Annotated in this window: 19 protein-coding genes; 9 read left to right on the forward strand and 10 right to left on the reverse strand. The window is 63.8% G+C overall.

The annotated features are described in order from the left end of the window. Positions 1 to 213: 213 nt before the first annotated feature. Together ACYHH6_RS03520 and ACYHH6_RS03525 are read left to right on the forward strand one after the other, a co-directional pair. Positions 214 to 1,134 carry an SMP-30/gluconolactonase/LRE family protein gene (locus tag ACYHH6_RS03520; RefSeq protein ID WP_352586455.1) on the forward strand — a complete coding sequence of 307 codons (921 nt, stop codon included), beginning with the start codon at positions 214 to 216 and terminating at the stop codon, positions 1,132 to 1,134. 165 nt (positions 1,135 to 1,299) lie between these two features. Further along, entirely contained in the window at positions 1,300 to 1,506 is a 207-nt protein-coding gene (locus tag ACYHH6_RS03525; protein ID WP_127280266.1) for a tautomerase family protein, read from the forward strand. A 224-nt stretch (positions 1,507 to 1,730) separates the two neighbouring features. Here the strand turns inward: ACYHH6_RS03525 and ACYHH6_RS03530 are convergent, their stop codons facing one another. From ACYHH6_RS03530 to ACYHH6_RS03565, 8 genes are all read right to left on the reverse strand, one after another. Beyond that, positions 1,731 to 2,264, reverse strand: coding sequence for an NADPH-dependent FMN reductase (locus ACYHH6_RS03530; protein WP_352586454.1), 534 nt, complete (start codon positions 2,262 to 2,264; stop codon positions 1,731 to 1,733). A gap of 60 nt (positions 2,265 to 2,324) precedes the next feature. Next, the gene (locus ACYHH6_RS03535; protein ID WP_192251234.1) at positions 2,325 to 2,945 is read right to left on the reverse strand and encodes a pyridoxamine 5'-phosphate oxidase family protein; all 621 of its coding nucleotides are present in this window, start codon (positions 2,943 to 2,945) and stop codon (positions 2,325 to 2,327) included. A gap of 92 nt (positions 2,946 to 3,037) precedes the next feature. Then, positions 3,038 to 3,709, reverse strand: coding sequence for a septation protein A (locus ACYHH6_RS03540; protein ID WP_142867208.1), 672 nt, complete (start codon positions 3,707 to 3,709; stop codon positions 3,038 to 3,040). A gap of 61 nt (positions 3,710 to 3,770) precedes the next feature. After that, positions 3,771 to 5,762, reverse strand: a complete 1,992-nt coding sequence (gene ftsY / locus ACYHH6_RS03545; protein ID WP_352586453.1) for a signal recognition particle-docking protein FtsY — start codon at positions 5,760 to 5,762, stop codon at positions 3,771 to 3,773. 12 nt (positions 5,763 to 5,774) lie between these two features. After that, entirely contained in the window at positions 5,775 to 7,079 is a 1,305-nt protein-coding gene (gene mtaB, locus ACYHH6_RS03550; protein ID WP_352586452.1) for a tRNA (N(6)-L-threonylcarbamoyladenosine(37)-C(2))-methylthiotransferase MtaB, read from the reverse strand. Next, positions 7,079 to 7,963: a diaminopimelate epimerase gene (gene dapF / locus ACYHH6_RS03555; protein ID WP_352586451.1), complete on the reverse strand. Its 885-nt coding sequence runs from the start codon at positions 7,961 to 7,963 to the stop codon at positions 7,079 to 7,081. Before dapF ends, mtaB begins: the two co-directional genes overlap by 1 nt. 73 nt (positions 7,964 to 8,036) lie before the next feature. Then, positions 8,037 to 8,198 carry a DUF1328 family protein gene (locus ACYHH6_RS03560; protein WP_023683859.1) on the reverse strand — a complete coding sequence of 54 codons (162 nt, stop codon included), beginning with the start codon at positions 8,196 to 8,198 and terminating at the stop codon, positions 8,037 to 8,039. Positions 8,199 to 8,261: 63 nt separating this feature from the next. Further along, positions 8,262 to 9,272: an MBL fold metallo-hydrolase gene (locus ACYHH6_RS03565; protein ID WP_352586450.1), complete on the reverse strand. Its 1,011-nt coding sequence runs from the start codon at positions 9,270 to 9,272 to the stop codon at positions 8,262 to 8,264. A gap of 275 nt (positions 9,273 to 9,547) precedes the next feature. Here ACYHH6_RS03565 and ACYHH6_RS03570 point away from each other — a divergent pair, with 275 nt between their 5' ends. Both ACYHH6_RS03570 and zapE read left to right on the forward strand, forming a co-directional pair. Continuing rightward, positions 9,548 to 10,087 carry a protease inhibitor Inh/omp19 family protein gene (locus ACYHH6_RS03570; protein ID WP_352586449.1) on the forward strand — a complete coding sequence of 180 codons (540 nt, stop codon included), beginning with the start codon at positions 9,548 to 9,550 and terminating at the stop codon, positions 10,085 to 10,087. Between the two features lie 30 nt (positions 10,088 to 10,117). Beyond that, complete coding sequence (zapE, locus tag ACYHH6_RS03575) at positions 10,118 to 11,329, forward strand: cell division protein ZapE (RefSeq protein WP_352586448.1); 1,212 nt, start codon at positions 10,118 to 10,120, stop codon at positions 11,327 to 11,329. Positions 11,330 to 11,333: 4 nt separating this feature from the next. Here zapE and ACYHH6_RS03580 read toward each other — a convergent pair whose 3' ends face one another. Together ACYHH6_RS03580 and ACYHH6_RS03585 are read right to left on the reverse strand one after the other, a co-directional pair. After that, on the reverse strand, positions 11,334 to 11,672 hold the full coding sequence (locus ACYHH6_RS03580; RefSeq protein WP_352586447.1) for a hypothetical protein: 339 nt from the start codon (positions 11,670 to 11,672) through the stop codon (positions 11,334 to 11,336). Positions 11,673 to 11,702: 30 nt separating this feature from the next. Then, positions 11,703 to 12,122, reverse strand: coding sequence for a GNAT family N-acetyltransferase (locus ACYHH6_RS03585; RefSeq protein WP_352586446.1), 420 nt, complete (start codon positions 12,120 to 12,122; stop codon positions 11,703 to 11,705). Positions 12,123 to 12,356: 234 nt separating this feature from the next. Between ACYHH6_RS03585 and mdh the strand changes: the two genes are divergently transcribed. Genes mdh through sucD form a run of 5 tightly spaced genes read left to right on the forward strand, consistent with a single transcriptional unit; the run spans position 12,357 to position 16,329 of the window. Beyond that, entirely contained in the window at positions 12,357 to 13,325 is a 969-nt protein-coding gene (mdh, locus tag ACYHH6_RS03590; RefSeq protein ID WP_352586445.1) for a malate dehydrogenase, read from the forward strand. A 19-nt stretch (positions 13,326 to 13,344) separates the two neighbouring features. Further along, entirely contained in the window at positions 13,345 to 14,538 is a 1,194-nt protein-coding gene (gene sucC, locus ACYHH6_RS03595) for an ADP-forming succinate--CoA ligase subunit beta (protein WP_352586444.1), read from the forward strand. A 4-nt stretch (positions 14,539 to 14,542) separates the two neighbouring features. After that, positions 14,543 to 14,914 carry a cupin domain-containing protein gene (locus tag ACYHH6_RS03600; RefSeq protein ID WP_352586443.1) on the forward strand — a complete coding sequence of 124 codons (372 nt, stop codon included), beginning with the start codon at positions 14,543 to 14,545 and terminating at the stop codon, positions 14,912 to 14,914. 2 nt (positions 14,915 to 14,916) lie between these two features. Next, positions 14,917 to 15,414 carry a DUF1579 family protein gene (locus ACYHH6_RS03605; protein WP_352586442.1) on the forward strand — a complete coding sequence of 166 codons (498 nt, stop codon included), beginning with the start codon at positions 14,917 to 14,919 and terminating at the stop codon, positions 15,412 to 15,414. Positions 15,415 to 15,426: 12 nt separating this feature from the next. Further along, the gene (sucD, locus tag ACYHH6_RS03610) at positions 15,427 to 16,329 is read left to right on the forward strand and encodes a succinate--CoA ligase subunit alpha (protein WP_352586441.1); all 903 of its coding nucleotides are present in this window, start codon (positions 15,427 to 15,429) and stop codon (positions 16,327 to 16,329) included. The last annotated feature ends 112 nt before the right edge of the window (positions 16,330 to 16,441 follow it).

Genomic DNA, 16,441 nt, shown 5'->3' on the forward strand with positions numbered 1-16,441 from the left:
GGTGCGATGCAAAAAGAAGATGTTGCAATGCACCATTGCACAGAGCGCATAGCCGGTTAATGCAGCGCTAACAGCACCGTACCCGGCCGGGCAGGCTGGCGAGCCAATGCCGGGCCGCATGCCTTTTGTCTTACAAATTGCGCATGCGCCATCTTGCCTTCTCGCCCGCAGGCTGGCTTGATCCGCGCGTCACGTGATGCCCGGAGGAAAAGCATGGCGGCCGCAGACTATTACGAAATTCTCGATCCGCGTTTCGCGCGGCTGTTCAATGGCAACGCGCAGGTGGAAAAACTGTTCACCGGATGTCAGTGGGCGGAAGGGCCGGCCTGGTTCGCTGCCGGCCGCTATGTGGTCTGGTCCGACATCCCCAACAATCGCATGCTGCGCTATGACGAGACCGACGGCAATGTCAGCGTGTTCCGTCAGCCCTCCGGCAATTCCAATGGCAACACCGTCGACCGCCAGGGCCGGCTGGTGACGTGCGAGCATTCTGGCCGCCGCGTCAGCCGCACCGAGTATGACGGCTCGATCACCACCATCGCGGCCAAATGGAAAGGCAAGCGGCTGAATTCGCCAAATGACGTCGTGGTGCGCTCCGATGGCTCGATCTGGTTCACCGATCCGAGCTACGGCATCGACACTGACTATGAGGGCGACAAGGCCGAGAGCGAAATCGGCGCCTGCTACGTCTACCGGGTCGATCCCGACAGCGGCGAGGTCGAGGCTGTCATCACCGACATGGTCCGGCCGAACGGGCTTGCCTTCTCGCTCGATGAAAGCCAGCTCTATGTCGTCGACACCGGCCGCACCCATGGCTCACAAAACCCGGCGCATATGCGGGTCTTCAACATCGGCAAGGGCGGCAAGAAAGTGTCGGGCGGCAAGGTGTTCGCCGACTGCACGGCCGGCCTGTTCGACGGCTTCCGGCTCGACGAGGCCGGCCGCATCTGGACCAGCGCCGCCGACGGCATCCACTGCTACGATCCCGACGGCACGCTGATCGGCAAGGTCAAGGTGCCGGAAGTCACCGCCAATTGCGTGTTCGGCGGCAACAAGCTGAACTGCCTCTACATCGCCGGCACGACGTCGCTTTACATGGTGCGGCTGATGGTGAACGGGGCCAAGACCTATTGAGGCTGCTGGAAACACTTCTCTGGCGGCCCTTGATGGCGCTCCTGCGCATGCCCGCGACGCCGGTTGCGCTGCGGCTGCCGGAACCGCCGCGAAGTGGTTCGCTGGAGCGGATTCCTAAGCCGTCTGCCAGTGGCGATATCAGGCACAATTCAAGGGGAGGACGTCATGCCATTCGTCAACATCCGCATCGTCAAGGAAGTGATCGCCGCTGATCCGGCGGGCAAGAAGGCTGACATCGCTAGAAAGGTAACGGCGGCCATCATGGACGCCACCGGGCTCGGCAACGACGATGTCTGGGTGGTGTTCGAAGAGGTCAATGCGCGCGACTGGTATGTCGGCAAGACCGATGTCGAGACGCTGCGGAAGGGGTAGGCTGGGGTGCAGCCTTGCTAAGCCGGCGGGACAGCACCCCCCTCTGACCTGCCGGCCATCTCCCCCTCAAGGGGGGAGATCGGATGTCGCCTCTGCTTTCGCCAACCACCAGCGTTGAAGGAAGGCGAAGACCGCAAAGCTGCCAATCTCCCCCCTTGAGGGGGAGATGCCCGGCAGGGCAGAGGGGGGTGCGAAGGATCGCAAGCGATGATGATTGCCATCGCTCACCGCGCCCGGATGAACTCCGCGAAGGTTGAAACCGCTTCCCGCATCGCCAGCACGCTTTCCGGCTCCGCCAGGATCGCTTCCATCTCTGGCGGTTTCTTGCCGAGCAATCCAATCTCCAGCACGGCGTCCTCACAAAGCGCGAAGGACATCGTCCGCATGATCTCGGCCAGCGCGGCGCGGGCGTAGAGCGAGCGTGCGGAGGCGTGCACCAGCATCGCCGGCTTGCCGACGGCGGCGTCGCGCGAGACCAGCCAGTCGAGTGCATTCTTCATGCCGCCCGGCACGCCATGCGCATATTCGGGGCAGGAAACGATAATGCCGTCGGCGCTGGTGACGGCCCCGATCAGCCGTGCGGCTTCGCGTGGCGTGCGCTCGCCTTCGTCGTCGGGATTGAAGATCGGCAGCAGGCCCAGCCCGTCATAAACGGCTACGCGGCAATCCGAAGGCGCGTTCGCGGCCAGCGCCGCGAGCAGCGCCGAATTGGTCGAGGCAGCGCGCAGACTGCCGGAGATGGCGAGGAGTTCGATCACGGGAAAACCGGGCAAAGGAGAACCGGGCAAGGGGCCGGAATGGCGAATCGTGCCCGAAATCTACCACAGGGTCTTGCTGTAGGCCTCGTCCAGTGAGCGGTCGAAATCATCGGGCGTTTCGGCATGCGCCATCTGATCGGACAGGATCTGGCCGAGCGTCGGCAGCGTCGCGCGGTCGTACCAGCTGTCCGGCTTCCACAATTGCGAGCGCATGAAGGCCTTGGCGCAATGCATGTAGGCGGCCTTGACGCTCACCACGACGACGCTTTGCGGCTGTTTGCCGTCGACGGTGAGGCGCTCACGCAAATCCGCATCGACGGTGATGCGGGCGTCGCCATTGATGCGCAGCGTTTCGTTCATGCCGGGGATGAGGAACAGCAGCCCGACCGAAGGGTTGAGCAGGATGTTTTCCAGCGTGTCGAGCCGATTGTTGCCGGGCCGGTCGGGGATGGCGATGGTCTTGTCGTCGAGGACAAGGGCGAAGCCGGGCCTGTCGCCTTTCGGCGTCACGTCGGCATTGCCGGCGTTATCGGAAGAACCGATCAGCACGAAGGGGCTCTTGCCGATGAAGGAGCGGCAGTGGCCGTCGAGCGCCCTGAGCTCCTTGCGCATCGAGGCGTCGGTCGGCCGCGGCGTCTTGTAGATTGTCCTCAACTCGTCGCTTGTGGTGACGAATTCCATGGCCCCTCTCCTCCAATTCCAGCGCAATTCCCAAGGGAAAGCGATACGCGCTTTTCCCGGGAAAACCGCTACACACTTTTCCTGGAATTGCTCTATTTGCCAGCTTTCTCCGCATTCTCGGTCTTGTCATCCAGCGAATGGCGCAGGATCAGCGGCATCTGGCTGAAGGTGAACAGCAGCGTGATCGGCATGATGCCCCAGACCTTGAAGGTAACCCAGAAGTCGGTCGAAAAATTCCGCCACACCACTTCATTGGCAAGAGCCAGGAACAGGAAGAACAGGCCCCAGCGGAAGGTCAGCTTGCGCCAGCCTTCGGCATCGAGGCGAAAGGCCGAATCGAAGACATAGCCGAGCAGCGAGCGGCCGAAATACAGGCCGCCAAGCAGCACGCCGCCGAACAGCGTGTTGACGATGGTCGGCTTCATCTTGATGAAGACGTCGTCCTGCAGATAGAGCGTCAGCGCGCCGAAGATGAAGACGACGACGCCCGAGACCATCGGCATGATCGGCAAGGTGCGCATCAGCAGCCAGGAGGCGATCAGCGCGATTGCGGTCGCGGCCATGAACAGGCCGGTGGCGACGAAGATCGGCCCGCCGAATTCGGCCAGCACCGGAAATTTCTCGACCAGCCAGGCGCCGCGCGCATTGGCGAAGAAGAACACCATCAGCGGCCCGAGTTCCAGCACGAGCTTGAGCAGCGGATTGACGCTTTCCTTCTTCTTTTGCGGGTCGGACGGGTCGCGTTCGAGGATGGGAGGGTTCATGACTTCCTTCTGACGCATGATCTTGTCCAAAAAGCCGTCAGCTCTTCGAGATCATTGCCTGTTACGCTACGCCCGCGATCGCCCTGGCGAATTCGCTGGCCGAGAATGGTTCGAGGTCATCGACCTGTTCGCCGACGCCGATGAAATAGACCGGCAGTTTATGCTTTGCCGCGATCGCCACCAGAATACCGCCGCGCGCCGTGCCGTCCAGCTTGGTCATCACCAGGCCGTTGACGCCGGCGACATTGCGGAAGATCTCGACCTGGTTGAGCGCATTCTGGCCGGTGGTGGCGTCGACCGTCTGCAGCACGGTGTGCGGCGCTTCCGGATCGAGCTTGCCGAGCACGCGCACGATCTTTTCCAGTTCGGCCATCAGTTCGGTCTTGTTCTGCAGCCGGCCGGCGGTGTCGATGATCAGCACGTCGGAGCCGGACTCTTTGGCCTTCTCGAAGGCGTCGTAGGCAAGGCCGGCGGCATCGGCGCCGATCTTGGAGGCGATGACCGGCGATTTCGTCCGCTCACCCCAGATCTTCAATTGCTCGATGGCTGCAGCGCGAAAGGTGTCGCCGGCGGCGAGCATCACCGACAAGCCGCCATCGGTCAGTTTTGCCGCCAGCTTGCCGATGGTCGTGGTCTTGCCGGTGCCGTTGACGCCGACGACCAGGATGACATGCGGCTTGTGCGAGAGGTCGAGCTCCAGCGGCATGGCGACATGGGTCAGCACCTTCTCGACCTCGGCCGCCATCACGGCGCGCACTTCCGCGTCGGAGACATCCTTGCCGTAGCGGCTGGAGGCCAGCGCATCGGTGACGCGGAGCGCGGTTTCCAGGCCGAGATCGGCGCGGATCAGCACATCTTCTAGGTCCTGCAGCGTGTCCTCATCCAGCTTGCGCTTGGTGAAGACGCCGGCAATGTTGCCGGTGAGTTCGCGCGACGACCGGGCAAGCCCGTCGCGCATGCGCTGGAACCACGAACGACGCGGCGTCGGTTCCGGCGCCTTGACCGGCTCAGCCTTCTGCTCGACCTTTTTGGTGACGGTCACCTTGCCGGGAGCGGGTTTGGGCTCTGGCGAAGGTTGCGGGATTGGAGGCGGGACGGGCTGCGGTTCGGGCGCGATCTCGGCAATGACTCGCTGTGCTTCGACCGGCGCAGGTGTAGCTTCGGGCGGTGTGCGCTTTACCTCCCCCTCGATGGGGGAGGTCCCGAGCGCAGCTCGGGGGTGGGGGTGACTGGCACCAACGCCGACGCCATCACCCCACCCCGCCGCTTCGCGTCGACCCTCCCCATCGAGGGGAGGGTAAGGCGCTGGCGCAGAAGCTTCTTCCTTCTCCCCGTCCCTATACGGGGAGAAGGTGCCGGCAGGCGGATGAGGGGCGGCGCTGGCTTCTGAGATCGGCTGCGCGGGAGACGGCGCCGGTGGCGGCACCTCGATCGGGGGCGCTTCGGCGGGAACCTCGGCCGGTGTCGGCACCTCGTCAGGCGCTGGCTCAGGCTGCCCTTCCGGGCGCGACGGTTCGATCTCCGGCTTGGCTGGTGCCGGCGGCACCTCTTGCGGCTGCGGTTCGGGCTCCGGAGCGGCGGGCGACGCAGGAACCTCCTCGGGTTCCAGCGGCTCGGGCTCAGGTTCCGGTTGCGGCTCTTCCTCCGGCACAGGCTCCGGCAGCGGTTCCGGCTCGGAGGGGACGACCGGCTCCGGTGCTGGCGGAATGGTCGGCGCTGGTTCGGGCTTCGGCTCCTCGGGCGCCGGCTCCGGCGCTGCCTTTACCTCCCCCTCGATGGGGGAGGTCCCAAGCGAAGCTTGGGGGTGGGGGTGATCGGCGTCGGCGCTGTCACCCCTCCCCGCCGCTTCGTGGCGACCCTCCCCATCGAGGGGAGGGTGGGGCGCTGGCGCCTCGTCACGCTTCAAAAACTCCGGAACGACCTGCTCGGCGGCAGGCTTCAGCGCCTCAAGCGCATCCCATTTGATCGGCGGCAGCGGCGCGGTTTCGTCGATGTGCGCCTCGACGAGTTCCTTCTTGCCGAACGAAAATATCTTCTTGAAAAAACCGGCCATGCTTCAATCGTCTCAGGCGGCGCGGGCAGTGAGCGGCGCTGCGGTCAACCGCGCGCCGTCATGGCCGGTAATGGTGGCCTCGACGATCTCGCCCGGCGCACCGGCGGCGATGGCGGCCAGCGTAAATCCTTCGGTGCGGCCGAGGCCGTCGCGCTCGACCAGGATCGACTGACGCGTTCCCGGGAGTGCCGACAAATGGCGGCGATACGCGGCCTCGCCGGCGGCGCGCAGCCTTGCGGCGCGCTGCTTCACCAGTTCGCGGCGGACCTGCGGCATGCGCGCGGCGGGTGTGCCTTCGCGGGGCGAGAACGGGAAGACATGCAGATGCGTCAACCCGCATTCCTCGACGATCTTTATCGAATTCTCGAACATGTCCTCGGTCTCGGTCGGAAAGCCGGCGATGATGTCGGCGCCGAAGACGATGCCGGGACGCAGCTTGCGCACATCCTCGCAGAAGCGGATCGACTGGTCGCGCAAATGGCGGCGCTTCATCCGCTTCAAAATCATGTCGTCGCCCGACTGCAACGACAGGTGCAGATGCGGCATCAGCCTGGGCTCGGTGGCAATGGCATCAAGCAGATCGTCATCGGCCTCGATGGAATCTATGGAGGACAACCGCAGGCGCTTCACCTCAGGCACCTGCTTGAGGATGGTTTTGACCAGTCTGCCGAGTTTCGGCGCACCCGGCAGATCGGCGCCGAAGCTGGTCATGTCGACGCCGGTCAGCACGATTTCGGCATAGCCATTGCCGGCGAGCCTTTTGACCTGCTCGACCACGGCGCCCATTGGCACCGAGCGTGAATTGCCGCGGCCATAGGGGATGATGCAGAAGGTGCAGCGATGGTCGCAGCCATTCTGCACCTGGACGAAGGCACGCGCCCGGCCCTCGATGGCGTCGACCATGTGACCAGCGGTCTCGCGCACCGAGAAAATGTCGTTGACGCGCGCCTTCTCGGTGTCGTTGACGCCGAAATCCGGCAGCGCGCGGTAGGAGTTCGCCTTCAACTTCTCCTCATTGCCGAGCACGAGATCGACCTCGTCCATGGCGGCAAAATTCTGCGGTTCGGTCTGCGCCGCGCAGCCGGTGACGATGATGCGCGCCTGCGGGTTTTCGCGGCGGGCCTTGCGGATCGACTGCTTGGCCTGGCGCACCGCTTCCGAGGTGACGGCGCAGGTGTTGAAGATGATGGCGCCGCCTGCGAGCGCGCCGAGGCCGGCACTTTCGGCTTCGCGACGCATCACCTCGGATTCATAGGTGTTGAGGCGGCAGCCGAAGGTGACGACGTCTATGCCTTTTGCGTTGGCAAGACCAGACATCAGGCCGCGCTTTCAGTGTCGCGAGCCCAGCTTCCGGTCGACGGATCGAAACTGCCGGAAAACTCCCATTCGGCAGCGCCGGTCAGGATAACGTGGTCGTCCTCGCGCCATTCGACATGCAGAGAGCCGCCGCCTGGCGTCATCAGCGTGACGCTGCGGCCGGTGCGCCGGGTGCGGGCTGCGGCGACTACCGCTGCGCAAGCGGCCGAGCCGCAGGCCTTGGTCAGGCCGGCGCCGCGCTCCCAGGTACGGATGATCATCGTCTCCGGCGACGTCACCTGTGCGATTGTAATGTTGGCGCGCTCAGGGAAGATCGGATGGTTTTCGAGCAGCGGGCCGAGACGCTCGAGCTCGTAGGACCAGACATCGCGATCGACCCAGAAGATGGCGTGCGGGTTGCCCATCGAGAGAGCCGAAGGCGAATGCAGCACCGGCGCGTCGATCGGGCCGATCTGCAATTCGATCATGCGGGTGTCGCGAAACTCTTCCGCCAGCGGAATATCCTGCCAGCCGAAGCGCGGCGTGCCCATGTCGACCGAGATGGTGCCATCAGCGTGCTCGACGGCGTTGAGGATGCCGGCGCGGGTCTCGAAGGTGAAGTTCTTCTGGCCGGTTTCGGCGGCCAGCGCCTGGACGACGCAGCGCATGCCGTTGCCACAGGCCTGTGCGCCCGAGCCGTCGGAATTCAATATGTCGATGTAGTAGGCGGTGCCGGGCGTGCGGGCGTCATGGATGGCCATGATCTGGTCGAATCTGGTCGCCGCATCGGCGTTGAGCGCGACAGCCGACGCTGCCGTCACTCGATCGGCACGGCCGCGCATGTCGGCAACGATGATCTCGTTGCCGATGCCGTTCATCTTGGCGAAGGGGGCCGTGCCTGCCATAGCTTCCAGTAGTTCCTGTCCGTTTTGCCGCTATATGGCGGAAACGGGCGGGAATTACCAGTGCGACGGGGTCTCAGGTCACGGCAAAGACGCCGAGCACGATCAGCAGGAAGATGACTAGAACGATGCCGATAAGGACGCGCGCGCCGGTGGCGGCGGCGCCCGCCAGCGCCGGCATGCCGAGCAGGCTCGCGGCAGCGGCGACGATCAGAAGAATGATGATCCATTTGATCATGGAAAGGCTCCCGGCCAAATTGCGTTGCGCAAACAACGCGTTTTGGCCCGTTGGGTTCCTTCCCTAGATCTCCGGCACGTCCCAGATTTCGCCCGGCCGCAAGGCGCGGAAGCGCTCGTGCGGAACACCCTTTGCTTCCAGCGCCTCGGCCAGTTTTCGAACCGGCTCGTCGACCGGTTCGTCGGTGAGATGGAACGTGCCCCAGTGGCAGCCTGCGGCGTGAGCCGCGTTGCACAGCTGCATGCCTTGCACCGCCTCCTCCGGATTCTGGTGCTGTGGCGCCATGAACCAGCGCGGCTCGTAGGCGCCGATCGGCAGGATGGCGAGGCGAAAGCCGCCATGTTTCTCAGCCATCAGCCGGTAATTGGCGCCGCCATGGAAACCGGTGTCACCAGCGAAATAGATCTTTCCGGCGGGGGTTTCGACGACGAAGCCAGCCCACAGCGCCATGCGGCGGTCGCGCGCGCCACGCGCCGACCAGTGATGCACCGGCTCGACATGGACGGCGATGTCCTTGGTAATCTCGACACGCTCGCCCCAGTCATGCGCCGTCGTTCGCATGCCCGGCACGGCGCTATCGATGATGGCGTCGTTGCCGAGCGGCGTCAGCACAAGCGGATCGTGCTTCGCCTTCAGCCGCTTGAGCGTGGCAAGGTCGAGATGGTCGTAGTGATTGTGGCTGACCAGCACCAGGTCGATCGGCGGCAGCTGGGAAAACGCGATGCCTGGCGCATTGACGCGCCTGGGCCCAGCAAAGGAGAGCGGCGAGACGCGCGACGACCACACCGGGTCGGTCAGGATGTTGAGGCCGGCGGTCTGGATCAGCAGCGTCGCATGACCGACCATGGTCAGCCGCAGCCCGCCGCTGTCGATGCGCGCCGCCGGCTCTGTCGGTTCGAACGGGCTTGGATTGGCTGTCGGCCATTTCGAACGCTCGCCGCTCAGCTGCCATTTGAGCAGATCTGTGAAGCGGCCGGGCATCTGGCCGTCGGGATTGAAGAAGAGAGTACCGTCGAAATGGTCGCTGGGCGGGCCGCTGTAATAGCGGTTGGCGGCTCTCTTTCTCGCGGCCAAGGTTTCGGCTCCGGCAGGTTTCTGTCCCTGCTAGATAGGGACGAGGGCCTCCGGCGCAAGCATTTGCCGCTGTCGCAACCGATCTACTGGTTCGAACCGCGCTAGAGCCAAGGCACGCCCCTCGCCCGCCAGGAATTTTGCGATAAATTTGCAACAATTTTTGCTGCAAACCCTATTTTAACCATATCGGGTTGAAATTTCGCCACCTTCTCCATCTTGGTGAGGGTGAGAGTGTGCGGACGGCTTCCCCCCAGCCGGATCCGACGGAGGTTGAAATGATTTTTTCGAGAAGCGGCCTGGTGGCCGTATCGCTGGCAGCGCTGTTTGCAAGCGGCTGTTCGACCTCGCGTTTTTCATCGATGGATGACCAGCAGCCGGCGCCGCTGCAGCCCGCGCCCGCCGGTACGGTGAGCGGAAGCCAGCTGCCGCCGCCGGCAGCGCCGGGCACAACCGACCCGTCGCAATTCCCGACGGCGCCGGCCGGCACTCAGGTCGCCTCGCTGCCGCCGGATGGATCGGCGCCTGCGGGCGCCACCGACCTCACCGCGGCCAGCGTCGCCGGCGTCTGGAACGCCAGCGTTTCCGGACAGAGCTGCAAGGTGGCGACGCCGCAGACCAAATTCGGCGCCGGCTATCGCGCCGGACCATTGCATTGCCCCGCACCGATCGACGGCATCAAGTCGTGGAACGTCGCCGGCAAGCAGCTGACGCTCTATGACGAGAATGGCGGCACCCTGGCGCGGCTCTATTCGTCGGGCGGTTCGAAATTCGACGGCCAGACTTCCACCGGCTTGCCGATTTCGCTTACAAGATAAGCTGCCTATCCCTAGACAGCGACGTGACCGATGCATCTGCGTGACGGCCTCCAGACCCATGCGACCGTCAGGCAGCGCTACGACCATCTGGTCGACACCGGCGCCATCGAACGCGATCCGGCGCAGGAGCGCATCGCTGCCGCACTCGACCGGCTGACCGATGAGATCTCGGTCAAGCGGCTGGCGCAGAAGTCGAGTGCGCTCGGCTGGCTGTTTGCCCGCAAGCGCGAGACGCGCGAGGTCGTCAAGGGCCTCTACATCCATGGTGGCGTCGGCCGCGGCAAGACCATGCTGATGGACATATTTTTCGAACTGCTGCCGGTTCGCCGCAAGCGCCGTGCCCATTTCAACGACTTCATGGCCGATGTGCAGGATCGCATCCAGAAGCACCGGCAGGCGCGCAAGAATGGCGACGCCAAGGAGGACGATCCGATCCCGCCGGTCGCGCTCCAGCTTGCCGAACAGGCCTGGGTGCTGTGCTTCGATGAGTTTTCGGTCACCGACATTGCCGATGCGATGATCCTGTCGCGGCTGTTTTCGGCGCTGTTTGCCAATGGCGTGGTGCTGGTCGCCACCTCCAATGTCGCGCCCGAAAACCTCTATCGCGACGGGCTGAACCGCCAGCTCTTCCTGCCCTTCATCAGCATTCTCGAGCGTCACGCCCAAGTGCTGACACTCGATGCCGACAAGGACTACCGGCTGGAAAAACTGACGCGCACGCCTGTCTATGTCACCCCGGCGGATGCCGAGGCCGACCGTATGCTGGACGAGGCGTGGCAGGCGATGACACGCGGCGCGCCCGTCGTCGAGACCACCGTGGCGGTGAAGGGCAGGCAGGTGGTGGTGCCGGCCGCCGCCGGCGACACGGCGCGGTTTTCCTTCGCCGATCTCTGCGAAAAGCCGCTTGGCGCCCGCGATTTCCTGGCCATTGCCGGCCGCTTCTCGACCATCTTCATCGATCGCGTGCCGGTGCTCGGCGAAGGCAGGCGCAACGAGGCCAAGCGCTTCATCCTGTTGATCGATACGCTCTACGATCACCACACGCGGCTGGTGGTGAGCGCCGAGGCCGCGCCGTCTGAGCTTTATACGGCCAAGCGCGGCGTCGAGGTGTTCGAATTCGAACGCACCGCCTCACGGCTGATCGAGATGCAAAGCCGCGACTGGCTGGAAGACTGGGCGGAACGGCAGAAGGCGCAGAAGCCCGACGGCAGGCATAGCGAGCCTCCGGTCGCGATGGCCTAAGCCTTCAAGTGGGCGGCAAGGTTCCGGCAACAACCGTGTAGTGGTCGACGAATTCGGGCTTTTCCAGAAGGTAGCGATCGTCTTCGGGATAGTAGCGGGCCAGTTGGGGTGCATCCCCGGCAAAGCTTCGCACGGCGTCCATTGATGACCACCAGCTCAATGTGACGATCTCCGTCGAGCCATCGTCGCGATCGCGCATAAGCATCTGGAAACCGCGATTGCCGGCCGTAGCCGCGTAGTCGAGGCCTCCCGTCCTCTCGACATAGGCGGCATAGGCAACGCGATCCTGTGTACGGATGACGGACGACCAGCGACGCAGAATGAGCGGTTCTGTCTCAGTCATGGCTAACCTCCCTGTTGTCGTGGCGGCATTCTAGAGCCTGTAGACATACATCACGAATGGCTCGGCTACTGCGCCGCGCGACTCATAAAGCGAGCGCGCCGCGACATTGTCCGGCTCGGTGCCGACCCATGCCTCCTCACAGCCCTGTTCGCGCCCGATCATGAACATCGCATCCAGCATCTTTCGGGCGATGCCCTGGCGCTGGAAGGCCGGGGACACGCCGACCTCGTCGATGTAGAGTTCGCTGACCTTGTCGGGGTGGCGGTGGATGACGGCGGCGCACTGGCCGACGACGACATCTTCGGACAGTGCCACGATCATGAAATGGCCTGGTGCGGCGAGATAGGCCGCGAGCCTGTCGGCGCGCACCGGCTCGTCGAACACGTCTTCGGCGACCTGCTTCACAAGGGCGTCATCGCCGGCATATAGTCTTCTGATTTCCACGTTCATCGTGTAAAACCTCTCAAGTCGGCTTACAAACTTTTACGTTTACGTAAATCCCATTGTTTCTAACCGATTGAAATTATTCACTCGAAAATAATCGGTTGAATATATTTTCCGCCAGGGCTACTGGATGCGGCGAAATCTCGCGGATACCGCAGCCTTCCGGCCTCTTCCTCGACGCCGTCAACCAGATCGCCACAGATTTGGGCGTCGTCACAGACAAAGGGAAAATTTCCTCACATGGCACGCAACAAGATAGCGCTTATCGGCTCCGGCATGATCGGCGGCACTCTCGCTCACATGATCGGCCTCAAGGACCTCGGCGACGTGGTGCTGTTCGATATTGCCGAGGGCATTCCGCAAGGCAAGGGGCTCGATATCGCGCAGTCTTCGCCGGTCGACGGCTTCGATTCGAGGCTGACCGGCGTCAATGACTATGCCGGCATCGAGGGCGCCGACGTCTGCATCGTCACTGCCGGCGTGCCGCGCAAGCCGGGCATGAGCCGCGACGACCTGCTCGGCATCAACCTCAAGGTCATGGAACAGGTCGGTGCCGGCCTGAAGAAGTACGCGCCCAAGGCTTTCGTCATCTGCATCACCAACCCGCTCGACGCCATGGTCTGGGCGCTGCAGAAGTTCTCCGGCCTGCCCAAGACGCATGTCGTCGGCATGGCCGGCGTGCTCGACAGCGCGCGCTTCCGCTATTTCCTCGCCGAAGAGTTCAAGGTCTCGGTCGAAGACGTCACCGCCTTCGTGCTCGGTGGCCACGGCGATTCCATGGTGCCGATGATCCGCTATTCGACGGTGTCGGGCATTCCGCTGCCCGACCTCATCAAAATGGGCTGGACCTCGAAGGAAAAGCTCGACCAGATCGTGCAGCGCACCCGCGATGGCGGCGCCGAGATCGTCGGCCTGCTCAAAACCGGCTCGGCCTTCTACGCGCCGGCGGCTTCCGCGATCGCGATGGCCGAATCCTATCTCAAGGACAAGAAGCGCGTGCTGCCTTGCGCTGCGCATCTCTCGGGCCAGTATGGCGTCAAGGGCACCTATGTCGGCGTTCCCGTGGTCATTGGCGCCGGCGGCGTCGAGCGCATCATCGAGATCGACCTCAACAAGAGCGAGCAGAAGATGTTCGACGCTTCGGTGGCGACGGTGCAGGGCCTGACCGAGGCCTGCGTCAAGATCGCCCCGCATCTCGCCTCGAAGTGATCCCCCGGAGACCATCCAGATGAACATCCATGAATATCAAGGCAAGGCGCTGCTGAAGAGCTTTGGCGCGCCGGTGGCCGAAGGCGTGCCGGTGTTCAAGGCGAGCGAGGCGGAAGCCGCGGCACAAGCGCTTCCCGGCCCGCTCTATGTGGTGAAGAGCCAGATCCATGCCGGCGGCCGCGGCAAGGGCAAGTTCAAGGAGCTTGGCGCGGACGCCAAGGGCGGTGTGCGGCTGGCGAAGTCGGTTGCCGATGTCGTCGCCAACGCCAACGAGATGCTCGGCCATACGCTGGTGACCAAGCAGACAGGCCCGGCCGGCAAGCAGGTCAACCGGCTCTACATCGAGGACGGCGCCGACATCGAGCGCGAGCTCTATCTGTCGATCCTGGTCGACCGCGCGGTTGGCCGCATCGCCTTCGTCGTCTCGACCGAAGGCGGCATGGACATCGAGGGTGTCGCCCACGACACGCCGGAAAAGATCATCACCCGCGCCATCGACCCGCTGGCCGGCGTGACGACCATCGACGTCGACATATTGGTAGAAGCGCTGGGGCTCACTGGCGACGCCGCCAAGGATGCCGCAACGCTGTTCCCGATCCTCTACAAGGCCTTTGTCGAAAAGGACATGAGCCTGCTCGAGGTCAATCCGCTGATCGTGATGAAGAACGGCCGGCTGCGCGTGCTCGACGCCAAAGTGTCGTTCGACAACAACGCTCTCTTCCGCCACCCCGAGCTGATGGACCTGCGCGACACCACCGAAGAGGACGAAAAGGAGATCGAGGCGTCGAAATACGACCTCGCCTATGTCGCGCTCGACGGCAATATCGGCTGCATGGTCAACGGCGCAGGCCTTGCCATGGCGACGATGGACATCATCAAGCTCTATGGCGCCGAACCCGCCAACTTCCTCGATGTCGGCGGCGGCGCGTCCAAGGAGAAGGTGACGGCGGCGTTCAAGATCATCACCAAGGACCCGGCCGTCAAAGGCATTTTGATCAACATCTTCGGCGGCATCATGAAGTGCGACATCATTGCCGAGGGCGTGATTGCCGCGGTCAAGGAAGTCGGCCTGCAAGTGCCGCTGGTGGTGCGCCTCGAAGGCACCAATGCCGAACTCGGCAAGAAGATCATCAACGACAGCGGCTTGAATGTCGTGTCGGCCGATGACCTCGACGACGCGGCCAAGAAGATCGTGGCAGCGGTGAAGGGCTGAGCGGATGCCTCCGCGCAAGATAAACCTCGTCGAGGCGGCGGATCAGAAGATCACGAAGGTCTTCGATCCGCATATTGCCGGCGATGTCAATGACAGCCAGGCGAAGGTTGCCAAGTTCGGCGAGACCTTCGACTGGCATGCGCATGAACATGAGGACGAAGCCTTCCTCGTGCTGCGGGGCAGGATTGCCATCGATTTCCGCGACGGTCCGGTCGAGCTCGGCGAGGGCGATTTCATCGTCGTGCCGAAGGGCGTCGAGCATCGGCCGCGGTCGCTGACCGCGGAGCCGGTCGTGCTGATGTTCGAGCCGGCAACGACGCTCAACACCGGCAACGCCAAGAGCGCCCTCACCGTCACCGACCTGAAGCGGCTCTGACCATGAACGCTGCGTCCTTCTCCTCGCTCTCGGCCGATCACCAGCGCCTGCAGGCGCTGGTCGGCGCGTGGCGTGGCGAGGAAGAGGTCGCGGAAACGCAATGGGCCGATGGCGGCGCGGCGACGTCGGAAGTGCTGGCAGAGGCTGAGTTCGGCGGGGTGTTCGTGGTGCAGCGCTATCGCCAGCGCCGCGACGGCACCGTCTCCTTCGGGTCGCACAGCGTGTTCGGCTTCGACCAGCAGAACAGCGTCGTCACCATGCATCAATTCGATTCGATGGGCTTTGTGCCGGCCTCGCCGGCCACGGGCACGTGGAACGGCGCGGAGCTCACTCTGGAGCGGACGTCGCCACGCGGCTCCGCGCGCGTCACATATATTTTCGACGATGCCGATGCCTACCGCATGCGACTGCATTTCAAACCCGCCGGCAGTGATGGCTGGCAAGACATGGTGAGCGGCGTCTACCGGCGCGTCTCGCCTTCCTCGATCAACGGTTTTTAGAAAAGGGCTCCGATGTCCATTCTCATCGACAAGAACACCAAGGTGCTGGTGCAGGGCCTGACCGGCAAGACCGGCACGTTCCACACCGAACAGGCGCTGGCCTATCACGGCACCAAGATGGTCGGCGGCATCCATCCCAAGAAGGGTGGCGAGACCTGGACCGGCGCCAAGGGCGAAAGCCTGCCGATCTTTGCCAGCGTTGCCGAGGGCAAGGCCAAGACCAGCGCTAATGCCTCGGTCGTCTATGTGCCGCCGGCAGGTGCCGCCGAAGCCATCCTGGAAGCGATCGAGGCCGAGATCCCGCTGATCGTCTGCATCACCGAAGGCATTCCGGTGATGGACATGGTCAAGGTCAAGGCGCGGCTCGACCGCTCGACCTCGCGGCTGATCGGGCCGAACTGCCCGGGCGTGCTCACCCCCGACGAATGCAAGATCGGCATCATGCCCGGAAACATCTTCCGCAAGGGCTCGGTCGGCGTTGTTTCGCGCTCGGGAACGCTTACCTATGAGGCGGTCTTCCAGACCACCAATGTCGGCCTCGGCCAGACCACCGCTGTCGGCATTGGCGGCGACCCCGTCAAAGGCACGGAGTTCATCGATGTGCTGGAGATGTTCCTCGCCGACGACGAGACCAAGTCGATCATCATGATCGGCGAGATCGGCGGTTCGGCCGAGGAAGACGCCGCGCAGTTCCTCAAGGACGAGGCCAAGCGCGGCCGCAAGAAACCGATGGCGGGCTTCATTGCCGGGCGCACCGCGCCGGCCGGCCGCACCATGGGCCATGCGGGCGCGGTCATCTCCGGCGGCAAGGGCGGCGCGGAAGACAAGATCGCGGCAATGGAATCGGCCGGCATCAAAGTATCGCCGTCGCCGGCACGGCTGGGCACGACCCTGGTCGAGGCGATCAAGGGTTAAGGCAATAAGGGAGTAGGGCAGTATGGCAGTAGGGGAATAGGAAGAACGGGACGAGCGGCGGCAACGCCACTTTCCTACTACCCTATTGCCTTACTGCCCTACTCCCCTCCAA

The organism is Mesorhizobium sp. P171375 (assembly GCF_057786075.1).

What these genes read in the sequence shown, in the direction of transcription:
- ACYHH6_RS03600 (WP_352586443.1), top strand. Translation starts at nt 14,543, where the DNA reads ATGCCTCCGCGCAAGATAAACCTCGTCGAGGCGGCGGATCAGAAGATC.
- mtaB (WP_352586452.1), bottom strand. Translation starts at nt 7,079, where the DNA reads ATGTCTGGTCTTGCCAACGCAAAAGGCATAGACGTCGTCACCTTCGGC.
- ACYHH6_RS03570 (WP_352586449.1), top strand. Translation starts at nt 9,548, where the DNA reads ATGATTTTTTCGAGAAGCGGCCTGGTGGCCGTATCGCTGGCAGCGCTG.
- ACYHH6_RS03525 (WP_127280266.1), top strand. Translation starts at nt 1,300, where the DNA reads ATGCCATTCGTCAACATCCGCATCGTCAAGGAAGTGATCGCCGCTGAT.
- dapF (WP_352586451.1), bottom strand. Translation starts at nt 7,963, where the DNA reads ATGGCAGGCACGGCCCCCTTCGCCAAGATGAACGGCATCGGCAACGAG.
- mdh (WP_352586445.1), top strand. Translation starts at nt 12,357, where the DNA reads ATGGCACGCAACAAGATAGCGCTTATCGGCTCCGGCATGATCGGCGGC.
- ACYHH6_RS03520 (WP_352586455.1), top strand. Translation starts at nt 214, where the DNA reads ATGGCGGCCGCAGACTATTACGAAATTCTCGATCCGCGTTTCGCGCGG.
- sucC (WP_352586444.1), top strand. Translation starts at nt 13,345, where the DNA reads ATGAACATCCATGAATATCAAGGCAAGGCGCTGCTGAAGAGCTTTGGC.
- sucD (WP_352586441.1), top strand. Translation starts at nt 15,427, where the DNA reads ATGTCCATTCTCATCGACAAGAACACCAAGGTGCTGGTGCAGGGCCTG.
- zapE (WP_352586448.1), top strand. Translation starts at nt 10,118, where the DNA reads ATGCATCTGCGTGACGGCCTCCAGACCCATGCGACCGTCAGGCAGCGC.
- ftsY (WP_352586453.1), bottom strand. Translation starts at nt 5,762, where the DNA reads ATGGCCGGTTTTTTCAAGAAGATATTTTCGTTCGGCAAGAAGGAACTC.
- ACYHH6_RS03605 (WP_352586442.1), top strand. Translation starts at nt 14,917, where the DNA reads ATGAACGCTGCGTCCTTCTCCTCGCTCTCGGCCGATCACCAGCGCCTG.
- ACYHH6_RS03585 (WP_352586446.1), bottom strand. Translation starts at nt 12,122, where the DNA reads ATGAACGTGGAAATCAGAAGACTATATGCCGGCGATGACGCCCTTGTG.
- ACYHH6_RS03540 (WP_142867208.1), bottom strand. Translation starts at nt 3,709, where the DNA reads ATGAACCCTCCCATCCTCGAACGCGACCCGTCCGACCCGCAAAAGAAG.
- ACYHH6_RS03535 (WP_192251234.1), bottom strand. Translation starts at nt 2,945, where the DNA reads ATGGAATTCGTCACCACAAGCGACGAGTTGAGGACAATCTACAAGACG.
- ACYHH6_RS03580 (WP_352586447.1), bottom strand. Translation starts at nt 11,672, where the DNA reads ATGACTGAGACAGAACCGCTCATTCTGCGTCGCTGGTCGTCCGTCATC.
- ACYHH6_RS03560 (WP_023683859.1), bottom strand. Translation starts at nt 8,198, where the DNA reads ATGATCAAATGGATCATCATTCTTCTGATCGTCGCCGCTGCCGCGAGC.